Source organism: Pedobacter heparinus DSM 2366, from assembly GCF_000023825.1.
Classification (GTDB): Bacteria; Bacteroidota; Bacteroidia; order Sphingobacteriales; family Sphingobacteriaceae; genus Pedobacter; species Pedobacter heparinus.
This window is the reverse complement of sequence record NC_013061.1, coordinates 2994937-3010805: the sequence shown is the minus strand read 5'-3', so window position 1 is coordinate 3010805 and position 15869 is coordinate 2994937. Positions and strand designations below refer to the sequence as shown.

Annotated in this window: 17 protein-coding genes; 8 read left to right on the top strand and 9 right to left on the bottom strand. The window is 38.5% G+C overall.

Annotated elements, in window-relative coordinates; all coding sequences use genetic code 11:
• Positions 1-32: 32 nt before the first annotated feature.
• From PHEP_RS12815 to trpS, 6 genes are all read right to left on the bottom strand, one after another.
• Positions 33-797, bottom strand: coding sequence for a GLPGLI family protein (locus tag PHEP_RS12815; RefSeq protein ID WP_015808400.1), 765 nt, complete (start codon positions 795-797; stop codon positions 33-35).
• A gap of 3 nt (positions 798-800) precedes the next feature.
• On the bottom strand, positions 801-3581 hold the full coding sequence (locus tag PHEP_RS12810) for an outer membrane beta-barrel protein (RefSeq protein WP_015808399.1): 2781 nt from the start codon (positions 3579-3581) through the stop codon (positions 801-803).
• A gap of 546 nt (positions 3582-4127) precedes the next feature.
• Positions 4128-4667, bottom strand: a complete 540-nt coding sequence (locus PHEP_RS12805) for a hypothetical protein (protein ID WP_015808398.1) — start codon at positions 4665-4667, stop codon at positions 4128-4130.
• A gap of 28 nt (positions 4668-4695) precedes the next feature.
• Positions 4696-5424 (bottom strand): 3-deoxy-manno-octulosonate cytidylyltransferase, encoded by a 729-nt coding sequence (gene kdsB / locus PHEP_RS12800; RefSeq protein WP_015808397.1) that lies wholly within the window; start codon positions 5422-5424, stop codon positions 4696-4698.
• Between the two features lies 1 nt (position 5425).
• Positions 5426-6040 (bottom strand): deoxynucleoside kinase, encoded by a 615-nt coding sequence (locus PHEP_RS12795; RefSeq protein ID WP_015808396.1) that lies wholly within the window; start codon positions 6038-6040, stop codon positions 5426-5428.
• 47 nt (positions 6041-6087) lie between these two features.
• Positions 6088-7086 (bottom strand): tryptophan--tRNA ligase, encoded by a 999-nt coding sequence (gene trpS, locus PHEP_RS12790; RefSeq protein WP_015808395.1) that lies wholly within the window; start codon positions 7084-7086, stop codon positions 6088-6090.
• Between the two features lie 131 nt (positions 7087-7217).
• Here trpS and PHEP_RS12785 point away from each other — a divergent pair, with 131 nt between their 5' ends.
• The 6 genes from PHEP_RS12785 (at position 7218) to PHEP_RS22085 (ending at position 10340) form a co-directional block, all read left to right on the top strand.
• Positions 7218-7958, top strand: a complete 741-nt coding sequence (locus PHEP_RS12785; protein WP_244862614.1) for a lysophospholipid acyltransferase family protein — start codon at positions 7218-7220, stop codon at positions 7956-7958.
• Positions 7955-8245, top strand: a complete 291-nt coding sequence (gatC, locus tag PHEP_RS12780; RefSeq protein ID WP_015808393.1) for an Asp-tRNA(Asn)/Glu-tRNA(Gln) amidotransferase subunit GatC — start codon at positions 7955-7957, stop codon at positions 8243-8245. Before PHEP_RS12785 ends, gatC begins: the two co-directional genes overlap by 4 nt.
• A 48-nt stretch (positions 8246-8293) precedes the next feature.
• Complete coding sequence (locus PHEP_RS12775) at positions 8294-9076, top strand: ABC transporter ATP-binding protein (RefSeq protein WP_015808392.1); 783 nt, start codon at positions 8294-8296, stop codon at positions 9074-9076.
• Positions 9077-9093: 17 nt separating this feature from the next.
• Entirely contained in the window at positions 9094-9642 is a 549-nt protein-coding gene (locus PHEP_RS12770; RefSeq protein WP_015808391.1) for a cob(I)yrinic acid a,c-diamide adenosyltransferase, read from the top strand.
• Positions 9643-9799: 157 nt separating this feature from the next.
• Positions 9800-10021 carry a DUF2795 domain-containing protein gene (locus tag PHEP_RS12765; RefSeq protein ID WP_008240955.1) on the top strand — a complete coding sequence of 74 codons (222 nt, stop codon included), beginning with the start codon at positions 9800-9802 and terminating at the stop codon, positions 10019-10021.
• A 157-nt stretch (positions 10022-10178) separates the two neighbouring features.
• Positions 10179-10340 carry a lmo0937 family membrane protein gene (locus PHEP_RS22085; RefSeq protein WP_015808390.1) on the top strand — a complete coding sequence of 54 codons (162 nt, stop codon included), beginning with the start codon at positions 10179-10181 and terminating at the stop codon, positions 10338-10340.
• Between the two features lie 48 nt (positions 10341-10388).
• Here the strand turns inward: PHEP_RS22085 and PHEP_RS12760 are convergent, their stop codons facing one another.
• Positions 10389-11066 (bottom strand): 2-C-methyl-D-erythritol 4-phosphate cytidylyltransferase, encoded by a 678-nt coding sequence (locus PHEP_RS12760; protein WP_015808389.1) that lies wholly within the window; start codon positions 11064-11066, stop codon positions 10389-10391.
• 90 nt (positions 11067-11156) lie between these two features.
• Entirely contained in the window at positions 11157-12206 is a 1050-nt protein-coding gene (gene queA, locus PHEP_RS12755) for a tRNA preQ1(34) S-adenosylmethionine ribosyltransferase-isomerase QueA (RefSeq protein WP_015808388.1), read from the bottom strand.
• 183 nt (positions 12207-12389) lie between these two features.
• Here queA and PHEP_RS12750 point away from each other — a divergent pair, with 183 nt between their 5' ends.
• Both PHEP_RS12750 and PHEP_RS12745 read left to right on the top strand, forming a co-directional pair.
• On the top strand, positions 12390-13088 hold the full coding sequence (locus tag PHEP_RS12750) for a hypothetical protein (protein WP_143715746.1): 699 nt from the start codon (positions 12390-12392) through the stop codon (positions 13086-13088).
• A 90-nt stretch (positions 13089-13178) separates the two neighbouring features.
• On the top strand, positions 13179-14420 hold the full coding sequence (locus PHEP_RS12745; RefSeq protein WP_015808386.1) for an ABC transporter permease: 1242 nt from the start codon (positions 13179-13181) through the stop codon (positions 14418-14420).
• 203 nt (positions 14421-14623) lie between these two features.
• On the opposite strand, the gene PHEP_RS12740 is transcribed toward PHEP_RS12745, so the two are convergent.
• On the bottom strand, positions 14624-15817 hold the full coding sequence (locus PHEP_RS12740; protein ID WP_015808385.1) for a pyridoxal phosphate-dependent aminotransferase: 1194 nt from the start codon (positions 15815-15817) through the stop codon (positions 14624-14626).
• Between the last annotated feature and the right edge of the window lie 52 nt (positions 15818-15869).

Genomic DNA, 15869 nt, shown 5'->3' with positions numbered 1-15869 from the left:
AAAAAAACGTTAAAATCTTATCGGAGAAAATGTTAGAGCGTAAAACCATATAGCTTTTTTTTTGCTTCTTCTGCTTTTTCCTTTTTGTCGGGCTCGTAACGGGTAAATAATTCGATCAGTTTTTTTAAATCTTTCTCTGTTTCTATTTTTTTTCCCTTTGATGCCGGTATGATTTCCGCCTGGTGATTGGTAAAGCCTTCTACCTTTGTGGCAAACCAGGTGGTATTGTAACGGGGTATAGCCAGACCTAAAATCATACCCGGTAAACCGGTAAATCCTTCCGGACCACCACGCAGTAAAATTTCATCCGTATAAAAGGCCACTACATATACACTATCGTAAATAATACCAATCGCTTTTCTGCATTCATACCCTGCAATATTTCTTACATCATGCATAATTTTCCAGTCAAGATTGGGGATGGTATCTGTAAGTAAATAGTCATCGCCCATAATATTGCGTTTTAATACCCGTTGTTTTTTACTGTAATCGGTATAAATTTCGCTGGTCTGCCTGCCCAGGGCAAAAGGGAAGAAGCTTTGGTTTTCGTCTTCCTTTTCTCTTTTGACAGGTTTAAACAAAGATCTGTTCTGGTCAAAAATAAATTCCCATTCGTTGGTGATGTACTTCTGCATTTTTGCTTTAGCTTCATCAGGCACTGAAGTATTGTCCAGACTTCTGATGACATTGAATTTTTTTTCAAATGTAATTTTGCCATACGGTATAAATGTTCCCTGTGCCTTAAGTGACAGGAAGGGAAAACATAGGAGCAGAAAGGCTAGTACTTTGAATTCCATTTGTTATTTTTCAGTAGTCTTTTTTATGAAATTACCACTTAAATTCCAGTTTAGTCCGATCAGTACATAACGGGGTATATAGCTAAAGGTATCTTCACTTGTAACGTTTCCACCTACAAATCTATTGTATCCTATCTTTTGGTTAAGAATGTCTGTTACAGAAAGCTTGATCTCCAATGCTTCACTTTTAAGTACCTTGGTCGATAGATAGCTGTTCCATATGGCTGTATTGATATCCTGACCAAATGCGGCATTTGCAGGACGGAAGGATAAAGAAAAAGAGGTGTTGAATTCGGTTTTAAAGGGCAATTGAACAGTTCCGGAAATTTCATGGTTGTGGGTAACGCTTCTGCCATCGTTGATTTCTCCGATTGATGATTTTCCTGTCATTAAAGAGGCTGAAGGTATATAGCTGAATTCTATTTTTTGTGTATAATAATTCAATGAACCCCTTAAATTATATTGTGTACTTGCGGTTTTGTTCTGGGTCGCATTTATAATGGCAATGGTATTCGACCTGTTTATCCCCAGGTCTACCCCAAAACGCAGGTGCGATTTGGAGAAGCCTTTTGAGTAACTTAAATTACCACTGATGGAATTGTTGCCGCCAACGTTAATAAAGCTTGAAATCCTTTTGTTAAATTCATCAACCAGTTCTGTGCTTACTATAGCATTATTGGTAAAACCATAGTTGAAGTAAGCCGATATATACTGATCCGATTTAAACTGAAAGCTATTGTAGGAAAGCCCGAAACTATTGGTAAAGGATGGCCTTAATGCTGAATTTCCAATTACCTGATACAAGGGGTTATTGATTTGCCTGACCGGCTGCAACTGGTCTATACTTGGTTGCTGCATATAACCATTGTAATTAATGGCAAGGGTAGTGCCTGCATTAACTTTGTAATATATATTGGTTCTAGGCGAAAGGTTAAGGTAGCTTCTTTGGAAATCTGTCTGCTTATCCACATCCTTCAGTTCAAAATTGGTTTGGGTAGCTTCCAGCCCGCTTGATATAGAGAAATTGTCATAACTATACTGTAAAATCATTTTCCCAACGTTGGAGAAGTTTATAAACTTAAAGTTATTACTTAAAGAGTCGATCTTTTTGGCATTGTCCCCAATATTATCAAAAACCATACGGTTACTTCCCGATGAAATGGTTTTAAAACTATAACCTGCCTCAAGTGTCCACCTTTTAGAAATGCGGTCAGTATAATTGATCCTGGTACCTATAGAATTTTGGTTGCCGCTATTCTTTTTTCTAAGATCTGTGTCCTCAACTCTGTCCAGGTTTCCGTTACTGTCAAAGTAATTGGTCAGGTTAGAGCTATTCTCCGTACTCTTGCTGGTCTGGCTTTGGGGCTGCAGGTCTATGGAAAGTGTCCTTCCTTTTTTATTGAACCGCTTTGACCAGTTTATATTTCCATTGAAGATTTCGCTATTGCCATGTCCGGCATTTTCCTGATTGTTCTTACTGATGAAAAAACCATTACCTGTACGTGTTTCATTTGCACTTACAGAATTGCTCTCGTTCCTGTTTTTACTTAATCCAAATGATATTTTTAAATTAGACTGTGGATCAAGGGTGTAGTTATAAGTGCCTTTTAAAGATTCGCCCGCTATACTGGAATTGTTGTCGGTTTTGCCGGCACTAAAAAATTTTGTTTCATTAGGGAGCAATTCCTGGGCATTTGTAGTGGTGTGGTTAACATTGTTGTTGTCAAAACTTTTGAAATTAAGTTTAATGCCCATTTTGTTATCGCTAAACTTATCTGCATAATAAGCGCCCAAACTTAAATTGTTGGGTAGTCCGCCTGATGCGGAAATGTAATCATCATCATCGTCACCACCGGAAACATACATGATTGAACTGCCATCATCGCCTACCTCTATCAGGTCATATTCTTCACCTTTTAACTTACGCATCGAATTGTTAATCCTGGATTCATTGTTCAGACTGGAATAATTGCCGTAAATAGCGGCCTTCAGTTTATTTTTAAATATTCCCATCATACCTCCGTAATCGCCAAGGTTTTCCATATTGCTGTTCAGGTCGATCGTAGAGAGGTAACCGTTTTTTGCATTTTCTTTTAACTTAATATTGATGGTTTTGTTTTTTATGCCGTCATCTATGCCCGTCAGATCAGAATTTTTACTTTTTTTATCATACACCTGTATTTCGTCAACTGCATTGGCCTTCAGATATTTAGTAGCTAGTAAGGGATCGTCTCCAAAAAACTCGTCCCCATCAACTAATACTGTTTTTACCATTTTTCCCTGGGCTTTGATCACCCCGTTTTTGTCTACATCTATTCCGGGTAATCTTTTTAAAAGTTCCTGCACATTTGCATTGGTCCTGACAGCAAAACTATCGGCCTGAAAAACAAGGGTATCGCCCTTCATTCGTACTGCATTTTTTGTGGCCTGTATCACTACTTCGTTTAAAACCTTGGATTTCAATTCCATATTGATGTTTCCTAAATCTATATTTGAAGTGTCTGATAATCTCAGGTTTCGAATGTAATCTGCCATTTTAGGATATGATATCAATATTTTGTAATCGCCTTTTGACAGGTTTTTGAGGTCAAATTTTCCGTTTTTATCTGATCTTGTTGTTTTTACCAATATAGAATCTGATGATCGGATAAGTAAAATTGAACTGTATTCCAGTTTCTTTTTTTCCAGGGTATCTGCAACAAAACCTTTTATACTTGCTTTTTGTGCCGAAACGGTAAAAACAGAAATTGTTAAAAGAATAAAACTTAAAATCTTCTTCAGCATAAATTACCGTGTAACCACCGTGTCGAGTTCTTAAATCTAAGAACTATTTTCCTGTCCGCATTAATTTTTCCAAATTATCTTCGTTTTTATAAGCCATATACCCTACCGTACAACCACAGTTCCATCGATTCAAATGGTGGCATCAGGAAAGATGGATATTGTCCGTAAAAACCGCGTTTAAACCCGGTTTTATAGGTGTATACAGGTACGAGACAGGTATGAAACAGGTAGAAAACACCTATAAAACACCTGTTTTTACATAGCAACAACCGAACAAATTACAGGTGTCTTAAGAGCGGATTATAAAAAAAGCCCGAAAAAAATCGGGCTCTTTTGTAAAAGTATATTTGGTTAGAATATGCTGGTTTTAAAAAAATCAAACTTCTTACTTGCTGTTTGATTATATAAACATAATATAAAATTTATAACAATCATAATATTATTTTTATTTTTTTTTGATGAGGTTCAGAAAGTATCGTTTTTTTGAATTTAGACATGCTTCTGTCTTATATAAAAGCGGTTTTTTAGCAATAAAATTAAAATGGACTATTTACAGCAACTGTAATAGGGTTTAACTTTTTTTTCCTTTTCAGACCAGGCAATGTAAACACTGGTCTCTTTACCCGAACGATATTTGAAACCGTTTAAAGCAGATTGTTTCAATTCGTTATAAAAATGTATGTCTGGTGTATTTTTGTCGGGATTTTCATTTTCTGTAACCGCAGGTTCCAGAAAGTTCTCATCCTCAAAGAACAGTTTATACTCGTCCTTTATAAAGGCCAGCTGGGTACGCTCTTTTTTCAGGTCTACACTGGATTTATAATTTTCAATCAGATCTGTTGCCTTAAAGTCCTTCTTGTAAATAAGTTGTCCGCCATGTGATGTAATGGTAAACCGAATGGTAATATCCTTTAATACATCTCCCATCAGGGATACTTTAAACGTATCTACTTTCAGACTATCGCTAAAAGGTTTCAATACAACCTGATCAGCCGTTTTAGAGAAGTTTTGATGGTCAGAGGAATTGCAGGCTGTTAGCAATCCTAAGGCAAATAAAATCAGGATTAAATAATTTTTCTTATGCATAGCCTAATATAATAAATAATCAGGGTTGTTATCCCACAATTTTATCCAGGTCTTCAGGGGTATCTATTGCAATTGTTTCTATGGCTGTTATCCTGGTCTGGATGGTATAACCGTTTTCTACCCATCTCAATTGTTCCAGGCTTTCAGCCATTTCAAGTGAAGAAGGTTGGAGCCTGGTGATTTCAAGCAAGGTAGGGGTGGTATAACCGTAAATTCCAATGTGTTTATAAAACTGATGCACATCAAGCCATTTGTTTTTTTCAGCATTTCTGATGTAAGGAATGGTATGTCTGCTAAAATATATAGCTTCCTGTCTGCTGTTGATCACAACCTTTGGAATATTGGTATTAAGTAGTTCCTCTTCCGTATGGATTTCTTTAATCAATGTTGCCAGTTTTACATTGCCATGCTCAAAACAGGATACCAGCAGGTCTATTTGTTTGGGATTGATGAAAGGTTCATCTCCCTGTATATTGATTACAATATCAAAATCAGGAAAGTGCTGTGATACCTCTGCACAACGGTCTGTACCACTCTGATGATCATCTCTGGTCATTACAAATTCAGCACCAAAGTTATTTATGGCCTCTGCAATGCGTTCGTCATCTGTAGCCACCACTACCTTGGTTAAACTTATGGCTTTTAAAGCTTGTTCATAAACCCTTTGGATCATGCTTTTGCCCTGAATTTCTATTAAAGGCTTACCAGGAAAACGGGTAGAGGCATAACGTGCCGGTATAATGCCAAGTACTTTCATGCTAAAATAAGCCGTTAATTTCTGCTTCTATTGCCTGTATAATAGTGCCCAGATCTTCAGGGTTATTGCTGAAATCTAATTTATCCTTATCCAGTATCAGCAGTTTGCCCAAACTATAATTCTTTATCCAGGCTTCATATTTTTCGTTTAGTTTGGATAAATAATCAATCCGGATGCTGGTTTCGTATTCCCTTCCCCTGCGTTGTATGTTGTTTACCAGCGTAGGTACAGAAGCACGCAGGTATACCAGCAAATCGGGTGGTTTAATAAATGAAGTGATATTTTCAAATATAGCTTTATAGTTTTGATGATCTCTGGTGGTCATCAGTCCCATTTCATGAAGGTTATCGGCAAAAATATGCGCATCCTCATAAATGGTCCTGTCCTGAATTACATTCCTGTTAAAGTTCTGAATGTCTACGATTTGCTGAAAACGGCTGTTCAGGAAATAAATCTGCAGGTTAAAGCTCCATCGTTTCATGTCACTGTAAAAATCCTCCAGGTAAGGATTGTTATCTACAGCTTCATATAAGGCTTCCCAACCATAATTTTTTGCAAGTAACCCGGTCAGGGTAGTTTTCCCCGCGCCAATATTTCCAACTATTGCTATGTGCATATTTTATTCTTGTAGATCAGAAAGGTAGTAATTTTTATTCTTTATTATTAAAATGATTTGAAACCGATGAGTTCTCTGACTTCCTTTATTGTCCGTTGTGCGCTCTCTCTGGCTTTTAAAGCCCCATGTTTGGCTACCTGACGCAGATAAGAGCTGTCTTTAGAGATTTCCTCTATGCGCTCACGGATAGGCGTGTTAAAAATAATCATGTCTTCGGCCAGTTGTTTTTTGAAATCACCATACCTTATTGCCATTTTGTTGTACATGTCATCGAAATGTGCCAATGTATCGGCTGCTGAAACAATTTTCATCAGGTCAAATAAATTCTGGATAGCTTCCGGCTTGGCCTGGTTCTCTTCAGTTGGTCCGCTGTCTGTTACTGCGCGCAATACTTTTTTGCGGATGATTTCCGGGCTGTCCGCCAAATAAATACAATTGCCGTCCCCACTGGATTTACTCATTTTACCATTGCCATCTAAACCTGGTATTTTAACCAGGTTCTCTGCGTAGTTGAAAGCAAAAGCCTCTGGGAAATAATCAGCATTGTATAATCTGTTAAAACGGTTTCCAAAGGTGCGTGTAAACTCAAGATGTTGTTCCTGATCTTTTCCAACAGGTACCTTGGTAGCCTTATGGATCAAAATATCAGCTGCCATTAAGGTAGGGTAGGTTAGCAAACCTGCATTTACGTTATCGGGCTGTGATCTTACTTTATCTTTAAAAGAAGTACTTCTTTCCAGTTCGCCCATATAGGCATTCATATTCAGGTACAGGTACAATTCAGCAACTTCAGGAACATCAGACTGAATGTAGATGGTCGTTTCTTCAGGATCTATTCCACAGGCCAGATATTCTACCAGCACATGTCTCACATAGCCATGCAGGTCCTGAGGTGTAGGATGGGTGGTTAAAGAATGGAGGTCGGCAATAAAAAAATAACAGTTATAATCATACTGCATTTTTACAAAATTGGTTACTGCACCAAAATAATTTCCAAGGTGTAACTGTCCTGTCGGACGGATCCCGCTAACTACCGTTTCTTTCATTAGTATATATCTTATATGATCTCGAGAAAAATTTTATACATTCAGCCAGTTAAAACCGGATCTATAAAAGATTCAGGAGGCCGAAATTAATAAAAAACCCTAATATTTGTTTGTCCATTTTAATTTTTTGAATGTCCATGACCAGTATTTTTAAGCAAGCACACAGAATCTATTCCATCTTTATTATACTGTTGTTCTCCTTGCTTTTTTATCCCTTCTATTACCTTGCTGCCCAAAATCCTGGAACCTATGGTTTACTGAATCAGATGCGTAAACTGAACAGCAGGTTGTGCAGTTTTTTTATAGGAGCCATATTTCGTTTTACCTTCGAAGAACCTCTTTCTGACCATCAGCCTTATATTTATTGTTCAAATCATACTTCCAATCTCGACATCATGATCTTATGTACCCTGGCAAGGGGACGGTTTCATTTTATGGGAAAGGATGAGCTGCTTAAAAATCCTGTACTGAAGATATTTTTTAAGACGATTGATATTCCTGTAAACCGTGAAAGTAAAATATCTGCTTTCAGGGCCTTTAAACGGGCAGGCGAAAACCTTGAACAGGGGATGAGCCTGATCATTTTTCCGGAAGGGAAAATAGATGATGGACACTATCCGCCAAAATTGATGCCCTTTAAAAACGGCCCTTTCAGATTGGCCATAGAAAAGAAAATTCCTATTGTTCCGGTCAGTTTAACCAATATCTGGAAAAGAATGTGGGATGATGGGGCAAAATATGGTTCTACACCAGGAATATGTGATATTTACGTACATAAGCCGGTTTTAACTACTAATTTGACAATAAATGATTCAGATGAACTAAAAGACCGTATTTTTGAGCTGATAAACAGTAAACTTGTTGATAAATGATTATAGATAAGCAAACCATATACAAAGTGGCAGATCTGGCCCGAATTGCTGTAAAGGAGGAAGAAATTGAAGCACTGATCCCCGATATGAACAAGATCCTTACTTTTATGGAAAAACTGAACGAGTTGGATACCCAGGGTGTTGAGCCATTGGTATATATGAATATGGAAGAAAATGTTTGGCGTGAGGACAAGGTAAAACAGGAGATCAGTGTGGCCGACGGACTAAAAAATGCTGCCCGCCACAACGAAAGCTTTTTTCTGGTGCCAAAGATTATAGAAAAATAAAGGTATTTGTAACATTGGCCCGATAGGCGTTGTCTAAAAACAAAAAAAATGGAGAAAGCGTCGACAGTAAAGATTGATAAAGCGTTAATCAACATTAAAGATATTGGTCGTAAATATGTCATCGGTTCTGAAGTGATCCATGCATTGAAATCGGTTACACTTGATATTCATAAAGGAGAGTTTGTAGCGTTGATGGGGCCTTCTGGTTCAGGGAAATCTACCCTCATGAATATTTTAGGCTGTTTGGATACACCCAGCAAGGGACATTATGTATTAAACGGTACCAATGTAAGCCACATGTCAGACAATGAGCTGGCCGAGGTCCGAAATAAGGAGATCGGTTTTGTATTTCAAACCTTTAACCTGCTGCCCCGTTCCACCTCGCTGGATAATGTCGCCCTGCCGCTGATCTATGCGGGTGCCAATAAAAAAGAACGTGAAGCACGTGCATATAAAGCATTGGAGAACGTAGGATTGGGTAACCGCGTAACCCACAAGCCCAATGAGTTATCGGGCGGGCAGCGTCAGCGGGTTGCTGTTGCCAGGGCACTCATCAATAACCCCTCCATTATTCTGGCCGATGAGCCTACCGGAAACCTGGACACCAAAACTTCCATCGAGATCATGGGACTGCTGGAAGAGATCCACAGCAAAGGAAATACCATTATTCTTGTAACGCATGAAGAGGACATAGCCCAGCATGCACACCGTATTGTAAGGATGCGGGACGGACTGATCGAGAAGGATTATCAAAATACAGATGTCAAAACAGTTTCTCCACGTTTATCCGGATTAAAGGAAAAAGGTGATGACTTTGAAAAGATAAATTGAAAAAAGTATATAGATAGATGAAAATATACACCAAAACAGGTGACAAAGGGTTGACATCTTTGATTGGGGGGACAAGGGTGCCTAAATTCCATTTGAGGATAGAGTGTTATGGCACTGTAGATGAATTGAACTCCTATATCGGTCTCATCATGTGTCAGGAAATAGATGTCCATTACCAAAAGGTGTTAAAGGAGATACAGGACCGTCTGTTTACCGTTGGTGCGTCTTTAGCTGCGGATCCTGAAAAATCAAGAATGAAAATTCCCGATCTTCATGAAAGCGACATCAGCTTGCTTGAAAAAGAAATGGACGATATGAACGAAGTATTGCCAGAATTGAAACATTTTGTCCTTCCCGGCGGAAATACGGTGGTTTCCTATTGCCATATTGCCCGTTGTATATGCCGCAGGGCCGAACGGTTAACGGTTCATCTGGCGTCAGATAGCTTTGTTGACGAAAAAATGACTATTTATTTGAACCGTTTAAGTGATTATTTATTTGTTTTGGCACGAAAACTGAGTTCAGATGCTAAAATAGAGGAAAATATCTGGATTCCGCGATTATGATCGGGATGTACAGCCAGTTGAAGTGGTAGTTTTTATAAACCAAATATAACTGACAAACAAAGTTATAGAATGGAAATAGTTGAAAAAAATTTTGTTTTGCTCGTGTTTTTTAATATACTTTTGCGAAATAAATTTGAATAACCTAATAGTAAGAAATATGTATTGGACATTAGAACTCGCATCGCACCTGGAAGACGCTCCATGGCCTGCAACAAAAGATGAATTGATTGATTATGGTATACGATCAGGCGCACCGGTAGAGGTGATAGAAAATTTACAAGCTCTGGAAGATGATGGTGAACCATACGAAACCATAGAAGAAATTTGGCCTGATTATCCCACTAAGGATGATTTCTTCTTTAATGAAGATGAGTATTAGGGTTTAATAAAAGCCATAATAGATTTTAAAAGGCCCCGAAAATACGGGGCCTTTCTTTTTTTCAGAACTTTTCGGTTTGATTATTGTTAATGTAATGTCATAGATTCTTTAACAATCTATGATTTAAACTTAAAACACATATTTAAAATTGAACGTTATGGGAAATTTACTTTATCTTGTTGCTGTAGTCTTGGTTATATTATGGATTATTGGCTTCTTCTTTAATGGCTTTGGGCCAAATGTAGGCGGGCTGATTCACATTTTACTGGTTATCGCAATCATAGCAATTCTGCTTAAAGTCATTAACAGGGCTGCATAATCTTATCCTTTGCCATGTCGGCCTGGTTTGGCATGGCAAAGGTAAACCCTAACTAAGTTCCCTTTTCTTTATAAAGATCGTTGCGATTTCCAGATCTTCCGGATAGGTAATCTTTATGTTCTCTCGCTCACCATCAATCAGGTTTATTTTAAAACCAGCAAACTCAACTACAGAAGCATCATCAGTAAAATCATTTCTAAATGGAACCTGATAAGCTTTTCTAAGCGTACTCACCTGAAATGTTTGTGGTGTTTGTATCAATGCCAGCTCATTTCTGTTTAATGATTCATTTCCTTCTTCCAGAATTTTTCTAACCGAATCTGTTGGTGTTATGCCTGCTACACAATTACCTTTTTCTTCGGCAACGTCATATGACCTGTTAATCAGCGCAGCCGAAACCAAGGGTCTGGCAGCATCATGGACGGCCACTATTCCATTTCCTTTGATAATTTTTAACCCGTTTTTTACAGAGTGGAACCGTTGCTCACCACCACTTACTACCTTGTGCGGGATATCAAAATTATACTTCAGACAAAGTTCTTCCCAATAGCTGTGCTGATGTATATTCAGTACCAGTAATATTTCGGGTCTGTATTTGCATTGATCAAAAGCTGTAAGTGTATGCATGAGCACCGGTTTGCCATCCAGCAATAAAAATTGTTTGGCAACAGTACTTTGCATCCTGTTCCCTGAACCTCCGGCTACTATAATTGCATAATACTTCATATTGGGCAGCTTTTAAACAAAAATAGGAGATTAAACCGATTGGTTTCAAATCTCCTATTGCAATTTTCAATTTATTGGTTAATATTTTTATCAGATGATCAACATCGCATCGCCATAGCTATAGAAACGGTATTTTTCTTTCAAAGCCACCTCATAAGCATGTCTGACGTAATCATAGCCGCCAAATGCACTTACCATCATCAGCAAAGTAGATTCAGGTGTGTGGAAATTGGTAATCATAGAATTTGCAATGCTGAAATCATAAGGAGGGAAGATAAATTTGCTGGTCCAGTCGTTAGCAGCCTTAAGGGTCCTGCCTGAAGAAACAGCCGATTCTATGGCACGCATTGAAGTAGTACCCACGGCACAGATCCTTTTTTTACGTTCAATTGCTTTGTTAACAATGTCTGCATCTTTCTGCTCAATAATAAATTGCTCAGAATCCATCTTATGCTTGGTCAGGTCTTCAACTTCTACAGATCTGAAGGTACCTAAACCAACGTGTAGTGTCACCTCCGCAAAGTTAATCCCTTTCAACTCCAGGCGTTTCATCAGTTCCCTGCTAAAGTGTAAACCGGCAGTAGGGGCTGCTACAGCGCCTTCATGTTTTGCGAAAATAGTTTGGTAACGTTCTTTATCCTGTGCAGTAGCTTTACGTTTGATGTATTTTGGCAGTGGTGTTTCGCCCAATATCTCAATGTTTTTTCTGAATTCTTCGTCAGTGCCATCAAATAAGAAACGGATGGTACGTCCACGAGAGGTGGTATTGTCAACCACTTCAGCAACCAGCAGGTCGTCATCACCAAAATATAGTTTATTTCCAACGCGGATTTTACGTGCAGGATCAACTAAAACATCCCATAAACGAAGTTCTTTGTTCAGCTCCCTTAACAGGAAGACTTCAATTGTTGCACCTGTCTTTTCCTTATTGCCGTATAAACGGGCAGGGAAAACTTTAGTGTTGTTCAGGATCATAACATCCTGGTCATCGAAATAGTCTAAAACATCTTTAAATATTTTATGTTCAATTTTTCCGCTATCCTTGTGTAAAACCATTAAACGGGCTTCGTCTCTTTGTTCAGAAGGGTTGTTGGCAACCAGCGATTCAGGTAAATTAAACTTAAATTGAGATAACTTCATATGTTTGATGTGATATTTAAGGGCGCAAATTTACGAAATATAATCTTTATTAGCATATATTTCTTTTGCTGCTTTCTGGTATACTAATTTTTTTAAACTTCAGATTTCCTACAGAATGTCATTATAGTTTTAATTATATTTATTTTGACATAAATCTTTTATTAAAGTTAAACTAGTTTCATCATGAAAAAAATATACTTTTCAATCCTTTGTCTGTTTACACTTTTAATGGGCTGTACCAAAAGTACTGATACTACGGACACTCAGCTGAGCTACAGCTTTAATGCGATTAACCTGAATGCTGCTTTAAGTTCCAATTCAGGTACGAGCGGCAACATCGTTCCTGCAGGAACAAACGGAAGTATCAACTGGACCAGCGCAAGTGTTAATATTGCAAAGATCGAATTCAGTGCAACTCATACAGGAAACGCCATATCCCTTGAATCAAAAAATCTTTACACAGTAAATGCACTGAATCCCGATTCCCTGGCCGGAACGGTTTTCTTGTCGCCAGGAGTTTACGAGAAAAACGAATTTAAGATCAATATAAATGAATCCCTGAGTAATCCTCCTTTATTGCTCAGTGGAACATATATAGAAGCTTCAGGAACAAAAATACCAGTGGTAGTGAAATTAAATGTTTCTCAGCTTATCAAGCTGGAAGTACCCCGGATAGAGGTTTCACAGGGAAAGTACATCGCAAAAGTTACACTGGAGCTTAACGGCCTGGTAAAGGGACTCATTGCAAGTGATTTCGGACAAACAACGCGTACTACACCTAACAACACCATTTTGGTTAGCAACACGGTAAATAAAACACTGTTTGATAAACTGGTCTTAAAGCTACCCTCAATTTTAAGTGTGAGCATGACCAAACCCTAAAATGTTTTTATCAATAACGCAGACATAATGTTTTTTTAGAATTATAACGCATACACTGTAACCTTTTTTGGTAGCTTTGGTCTAAACGTTATGATCATTTTCAGACTAATAGGCGAAAGTTTTCGGTTCGCAGCTGATGCACTGCGCCAAAACAAACTGCGGACAATGCTTTCCTTATTGGGAATCACCATTGGCATTTTTGCCATCATATTTGTATTTTCTGCTGCCGATACCTTTAGAAGTAAGCTTCAGGAAAGCATTGACAAACTGGGCTCAAAAACAATTTTTGTTCAGAAATGGCCCTGGGGCGGATTTGGAGATTATCCCTGGTGGAAATATGTAAATCGTCCGGAACCTTCCTTAAGGGATTATAGTGCATTAAAGGAACGTCTGGAGCATGCTGAGGGTGTTTCCTATGAAATTTATGCCGATAGCAGAACTGTCAAGTACCGTAGCAATTCTGTTGAAGGAGCAGGTTTGAAAGCGGCCTCCCAGGACTTTAATAAAACATGGACCATCGATTTTCAGGAGGGTAGGTATTTTACAGAGAATGAAGGGAAATCGGGCTCACCGGTCATCATTCTTGGAGCCGACATCGCTGATGGTTTATTTAATGGTGAACCTGCTGTAGGAAAAAAGATTGTGGTAATGGGGCGCCGTTTAACTGTAGTTGGTGTCTTCAGAAAAGAGGGGGAGGATATGCTCGGTATGTCCCAGGATAAAAATATCCTGATTCCGCTCAACTTTGCAAAAGGCTTATTTGATGTGGAAAGCGGACGTTATGACCCTACGATTACCGTAAGGGGAAAAGAGCATATCGCACTTGAAGAAATAGAAAGTGAAATACAGGGCGCTATGCGCGCGATACATAAGATCAGACCGGGAGCAGATGATGATTTTGCTTTAAATAAAAGTACAATTGCTTCCGATCAGCTGGATGTGATGTTTGGGATAGTGGATATTGCAGGTTGGGTAATTGGTGGTTTTTCTATCCTCGTTGGCGGGTTTGGCATAGCCAACATCATGTTTGTTTCAGTAAAGGAACGCACCAATATTATAGGTATACAGAAATCACTGGGCGCCAAAAATTATTTTATTCTGTTACAGTTTTTGTTTGAGGCAATTGCACTATGTTTACTGGGCGGTTTGTTGGGCTTGTTACTGGTTTATATATGTACACTGATCTCGGCCGCACTTGGATTTGAAATGGTATTGTTCATGAAGAATATTGTGCTGGGAATAGGAGTGTCATTTTTAATCGGTACAATATCGGGGTTTTGGCCTGCGTATTCGGCATCAAGGTTAGATCCTGTCGAAGCGATCCGCTCCTAATAGGAATCCCTTTGGTAAAAAAAGAGATAGGACTATTCGAAAGCGGGAATCTTTTTTAAATGTCCGATCTGCATAAACTCGCTATTTTTAGGTTGGGTAAATATTAAACAAAATGCCTGTTCCATTATTTGGAACAGGCATTTGTTATGTTTTAAGCTTAATAGCTAAGTACTAAGTACTAAATACTAATATCCTAGTACTAACTAGCTCAGTTTAGCTAAAGCGGCTTTTATTCTGGAAACGGCATCTCTTAGCTTATCTTCAGCTGCTGCGTAAGAAAGACGGATACAATCTTCATTGCCAAAAGCTTCGCCGGTAACAGTTGATACATGCGCTTCATTTAATAAATATAGGCTCAGGTCTTCAGCTGAATTGATTACTGTGTCGCCATTCTTTTTGCCGAAAAAGGCCTTTACTTCAGGGAAGAAATAGAATGCTCCATCAGGCAGGTTTACTTTAATACCCGGGATTTCTTTTAATAAAGCATAAACAATATCTCTGCGTTTTTTAAATTCTCCTACCATTTGGTTTACTGAGTCCAGACCGCCCTGATAAGCAGTTAACGAAGCTCGCTGGGCAATTGAGCAGGTGCCCGAAGTGATCTGGCCCTGTAATTTATCGCACGCATTGGCAATTTCCTTATTTGCTGCCATGTAACCAGATCTCCAGCCAGTCATTGCATACGATTTAGAGAACCCGTTGATCAGGATCACACGGTCTTTTATCGAATCAAATTCTGCAATGGAAGCATGTTTGCCTACAAAGTTGATGTGCTCATAGATCTCATCAGAAATGATATAAATATTTGGATGTTTTTCAAATACAGCTACCAGATCGGCCAGTTCTTCTTTGCTGTACACAGATCCCGTTGGATTGCATGGCGAAGAGAACATAAACAATTTGGTCTTAGGCGTAATGGCTGCTTCCAGCTGTGCGCCTGTTATTTTAAAGTTGTTTTCAACAGTTGCATTGATAAAAACGGTTTCTCCTTCGGCCAGTTTAATCATTTCCGAATAAGAAACCCAGTAAGGAGTAGGTACAATTACTTCATCTCCCGGATCAACCAGGCACATTACGGCATTGGCCAAGGATTGTTTGGCCCCGGTTGAAACTACAATCTGATCAAAACTGTAGGTTAAACCATTTTCTCGCAATAGTTTTTCTGCAATCGCCTTCCTTAGTTCAGGATAACCTGAAACCGGACTGTAATAAGAAAAATTGTCATCAATAGCCTTCTTAGCGCCCTCTTTCACAAAATCAGGAGTAAAAAAGTCTGGCTCCCCAAAACTGAGGTTAATAACGTCTATCCCTTTTGCGGACAGTTCTCTTCCTAACTTGGCCATTTTAATGGTTTGTGACTCAGATAGGTTGTTGATTCTTTTGGATAAAAATGTCATAGTAATTAATGCGAAGGCAAATTAAATTTTGTGCGAAAGCAAATATATGAAC

Coding starts and splice junctions, on each gene's coding strand:
- PHEP_RS12815 (WP_015808400.1), bottom strand. CDS start 797: ATGGAATTCAAAGTACTAGCCTTTCTGCTCCTATGTTTTCCCTTCCTG.
- PHEP_RS12810 (WP_015808399.1), bottom strand. CDS start 3,581: ATGCTGAAGAAGATTTTAAGTTTTATTCTTTTAACAATTTCTGTTTTT.
- PHEP_RS12805 (WP_015808398.1), bottom strand. CDS start 4,667: ATGCATAAGAAAAATTATTTAATCCTGATTTTATTTGCCTTAGGATTG.
- kdsB (WP_015808397.1), bottom strand. CDS start 5,424: ATGAAAGTACTTGGCATTATACCGGCACGTTATGCCTCTACCCGTTTT.
- PHEP_RS12795 (WP_015808396.1), bottom strand. CDS start 6,040: ATGCACATAGCAATAGTTGGAAATATTGGCGCGGGGAAAACTACCCTG.
- trpS (WP_015808395.1), bottom strand. CDS start 7,086: ATGAAAGAAACGGTAGTTAGCGGGATCCGTCCGACAGGACAGTTACAC.
- PHEP_RS12785 (WP_244862614.1), top strand. CDS start 7,218: ATGTCCATGACCAGTATTTTTAAGCAAGCACACAGAATCTATTCCATC.
- gatC (WP_015808393.1), top strand. CDS start 7,955: ATGATTATAGATAAGCAAACCATATACAAAGTGGCAGATCTGGCCCGA.
- PHEP_RS12775 (WP_015808392.1), top strand. CDS start 8,294: ATGGAGAAAGCGTCGACAGTAAAGATTGATAAAGCGTTAATCAACATT.
- PHEP_RS12770 (WP_015808391.1), top strand. CDS start 9,094: ATGAAAATATACACCAAAACAGGTGACAAAGGGTTGACATCTTTGATT.
- PHEP_RS12765 (WP_008240955.1), top strand. CDS start 9,800: ATGTATTGGACATTAGAACTCGCATCGCACCTGGAAGACGCTCCATGG.
- PHEP_RS22085 (WP_015808390.1), top strand. CDS start 10,179: ATGGGAAATTTACTTTATCTTGTTGCTGTAGTCTTGGTTATATTATGG.
- PHEP_RS12760 (WP_015808389.1), bottom strand. CDS start 11,066: ATGAAGTATTATGCAATTATAGTAGCCGGAGGTTCAGGGAACAGGATG.
- queA (WP_015808388.1), bottom strand. CDS start 12,206: ATGAAGTTATCTCAATTTAAGTTTAATTTACCTGAATCGCTGGTTGCC.
- PHEP_RS12750 (WP_143715746.1), top strand. CDS start 12,390: ATGAAAAAAATATACTTTTCAATCCTTTGTCTGTTTACACTTTTAATG.
- PHEP_RS12745 (WP_015808386.1), top strand. CDS start 13,179: ATGATCATTTTCAGACTAATAGGCGAAAGTTTTCGGTTCGCAGCTGAT.
- PHEP_RS12740 (WP_015808385.1), bottom strand. CDS start 15,817: ATGACATTTTTATCCAAAAGAATCAACAACCTATCTGAGTCACAAACC.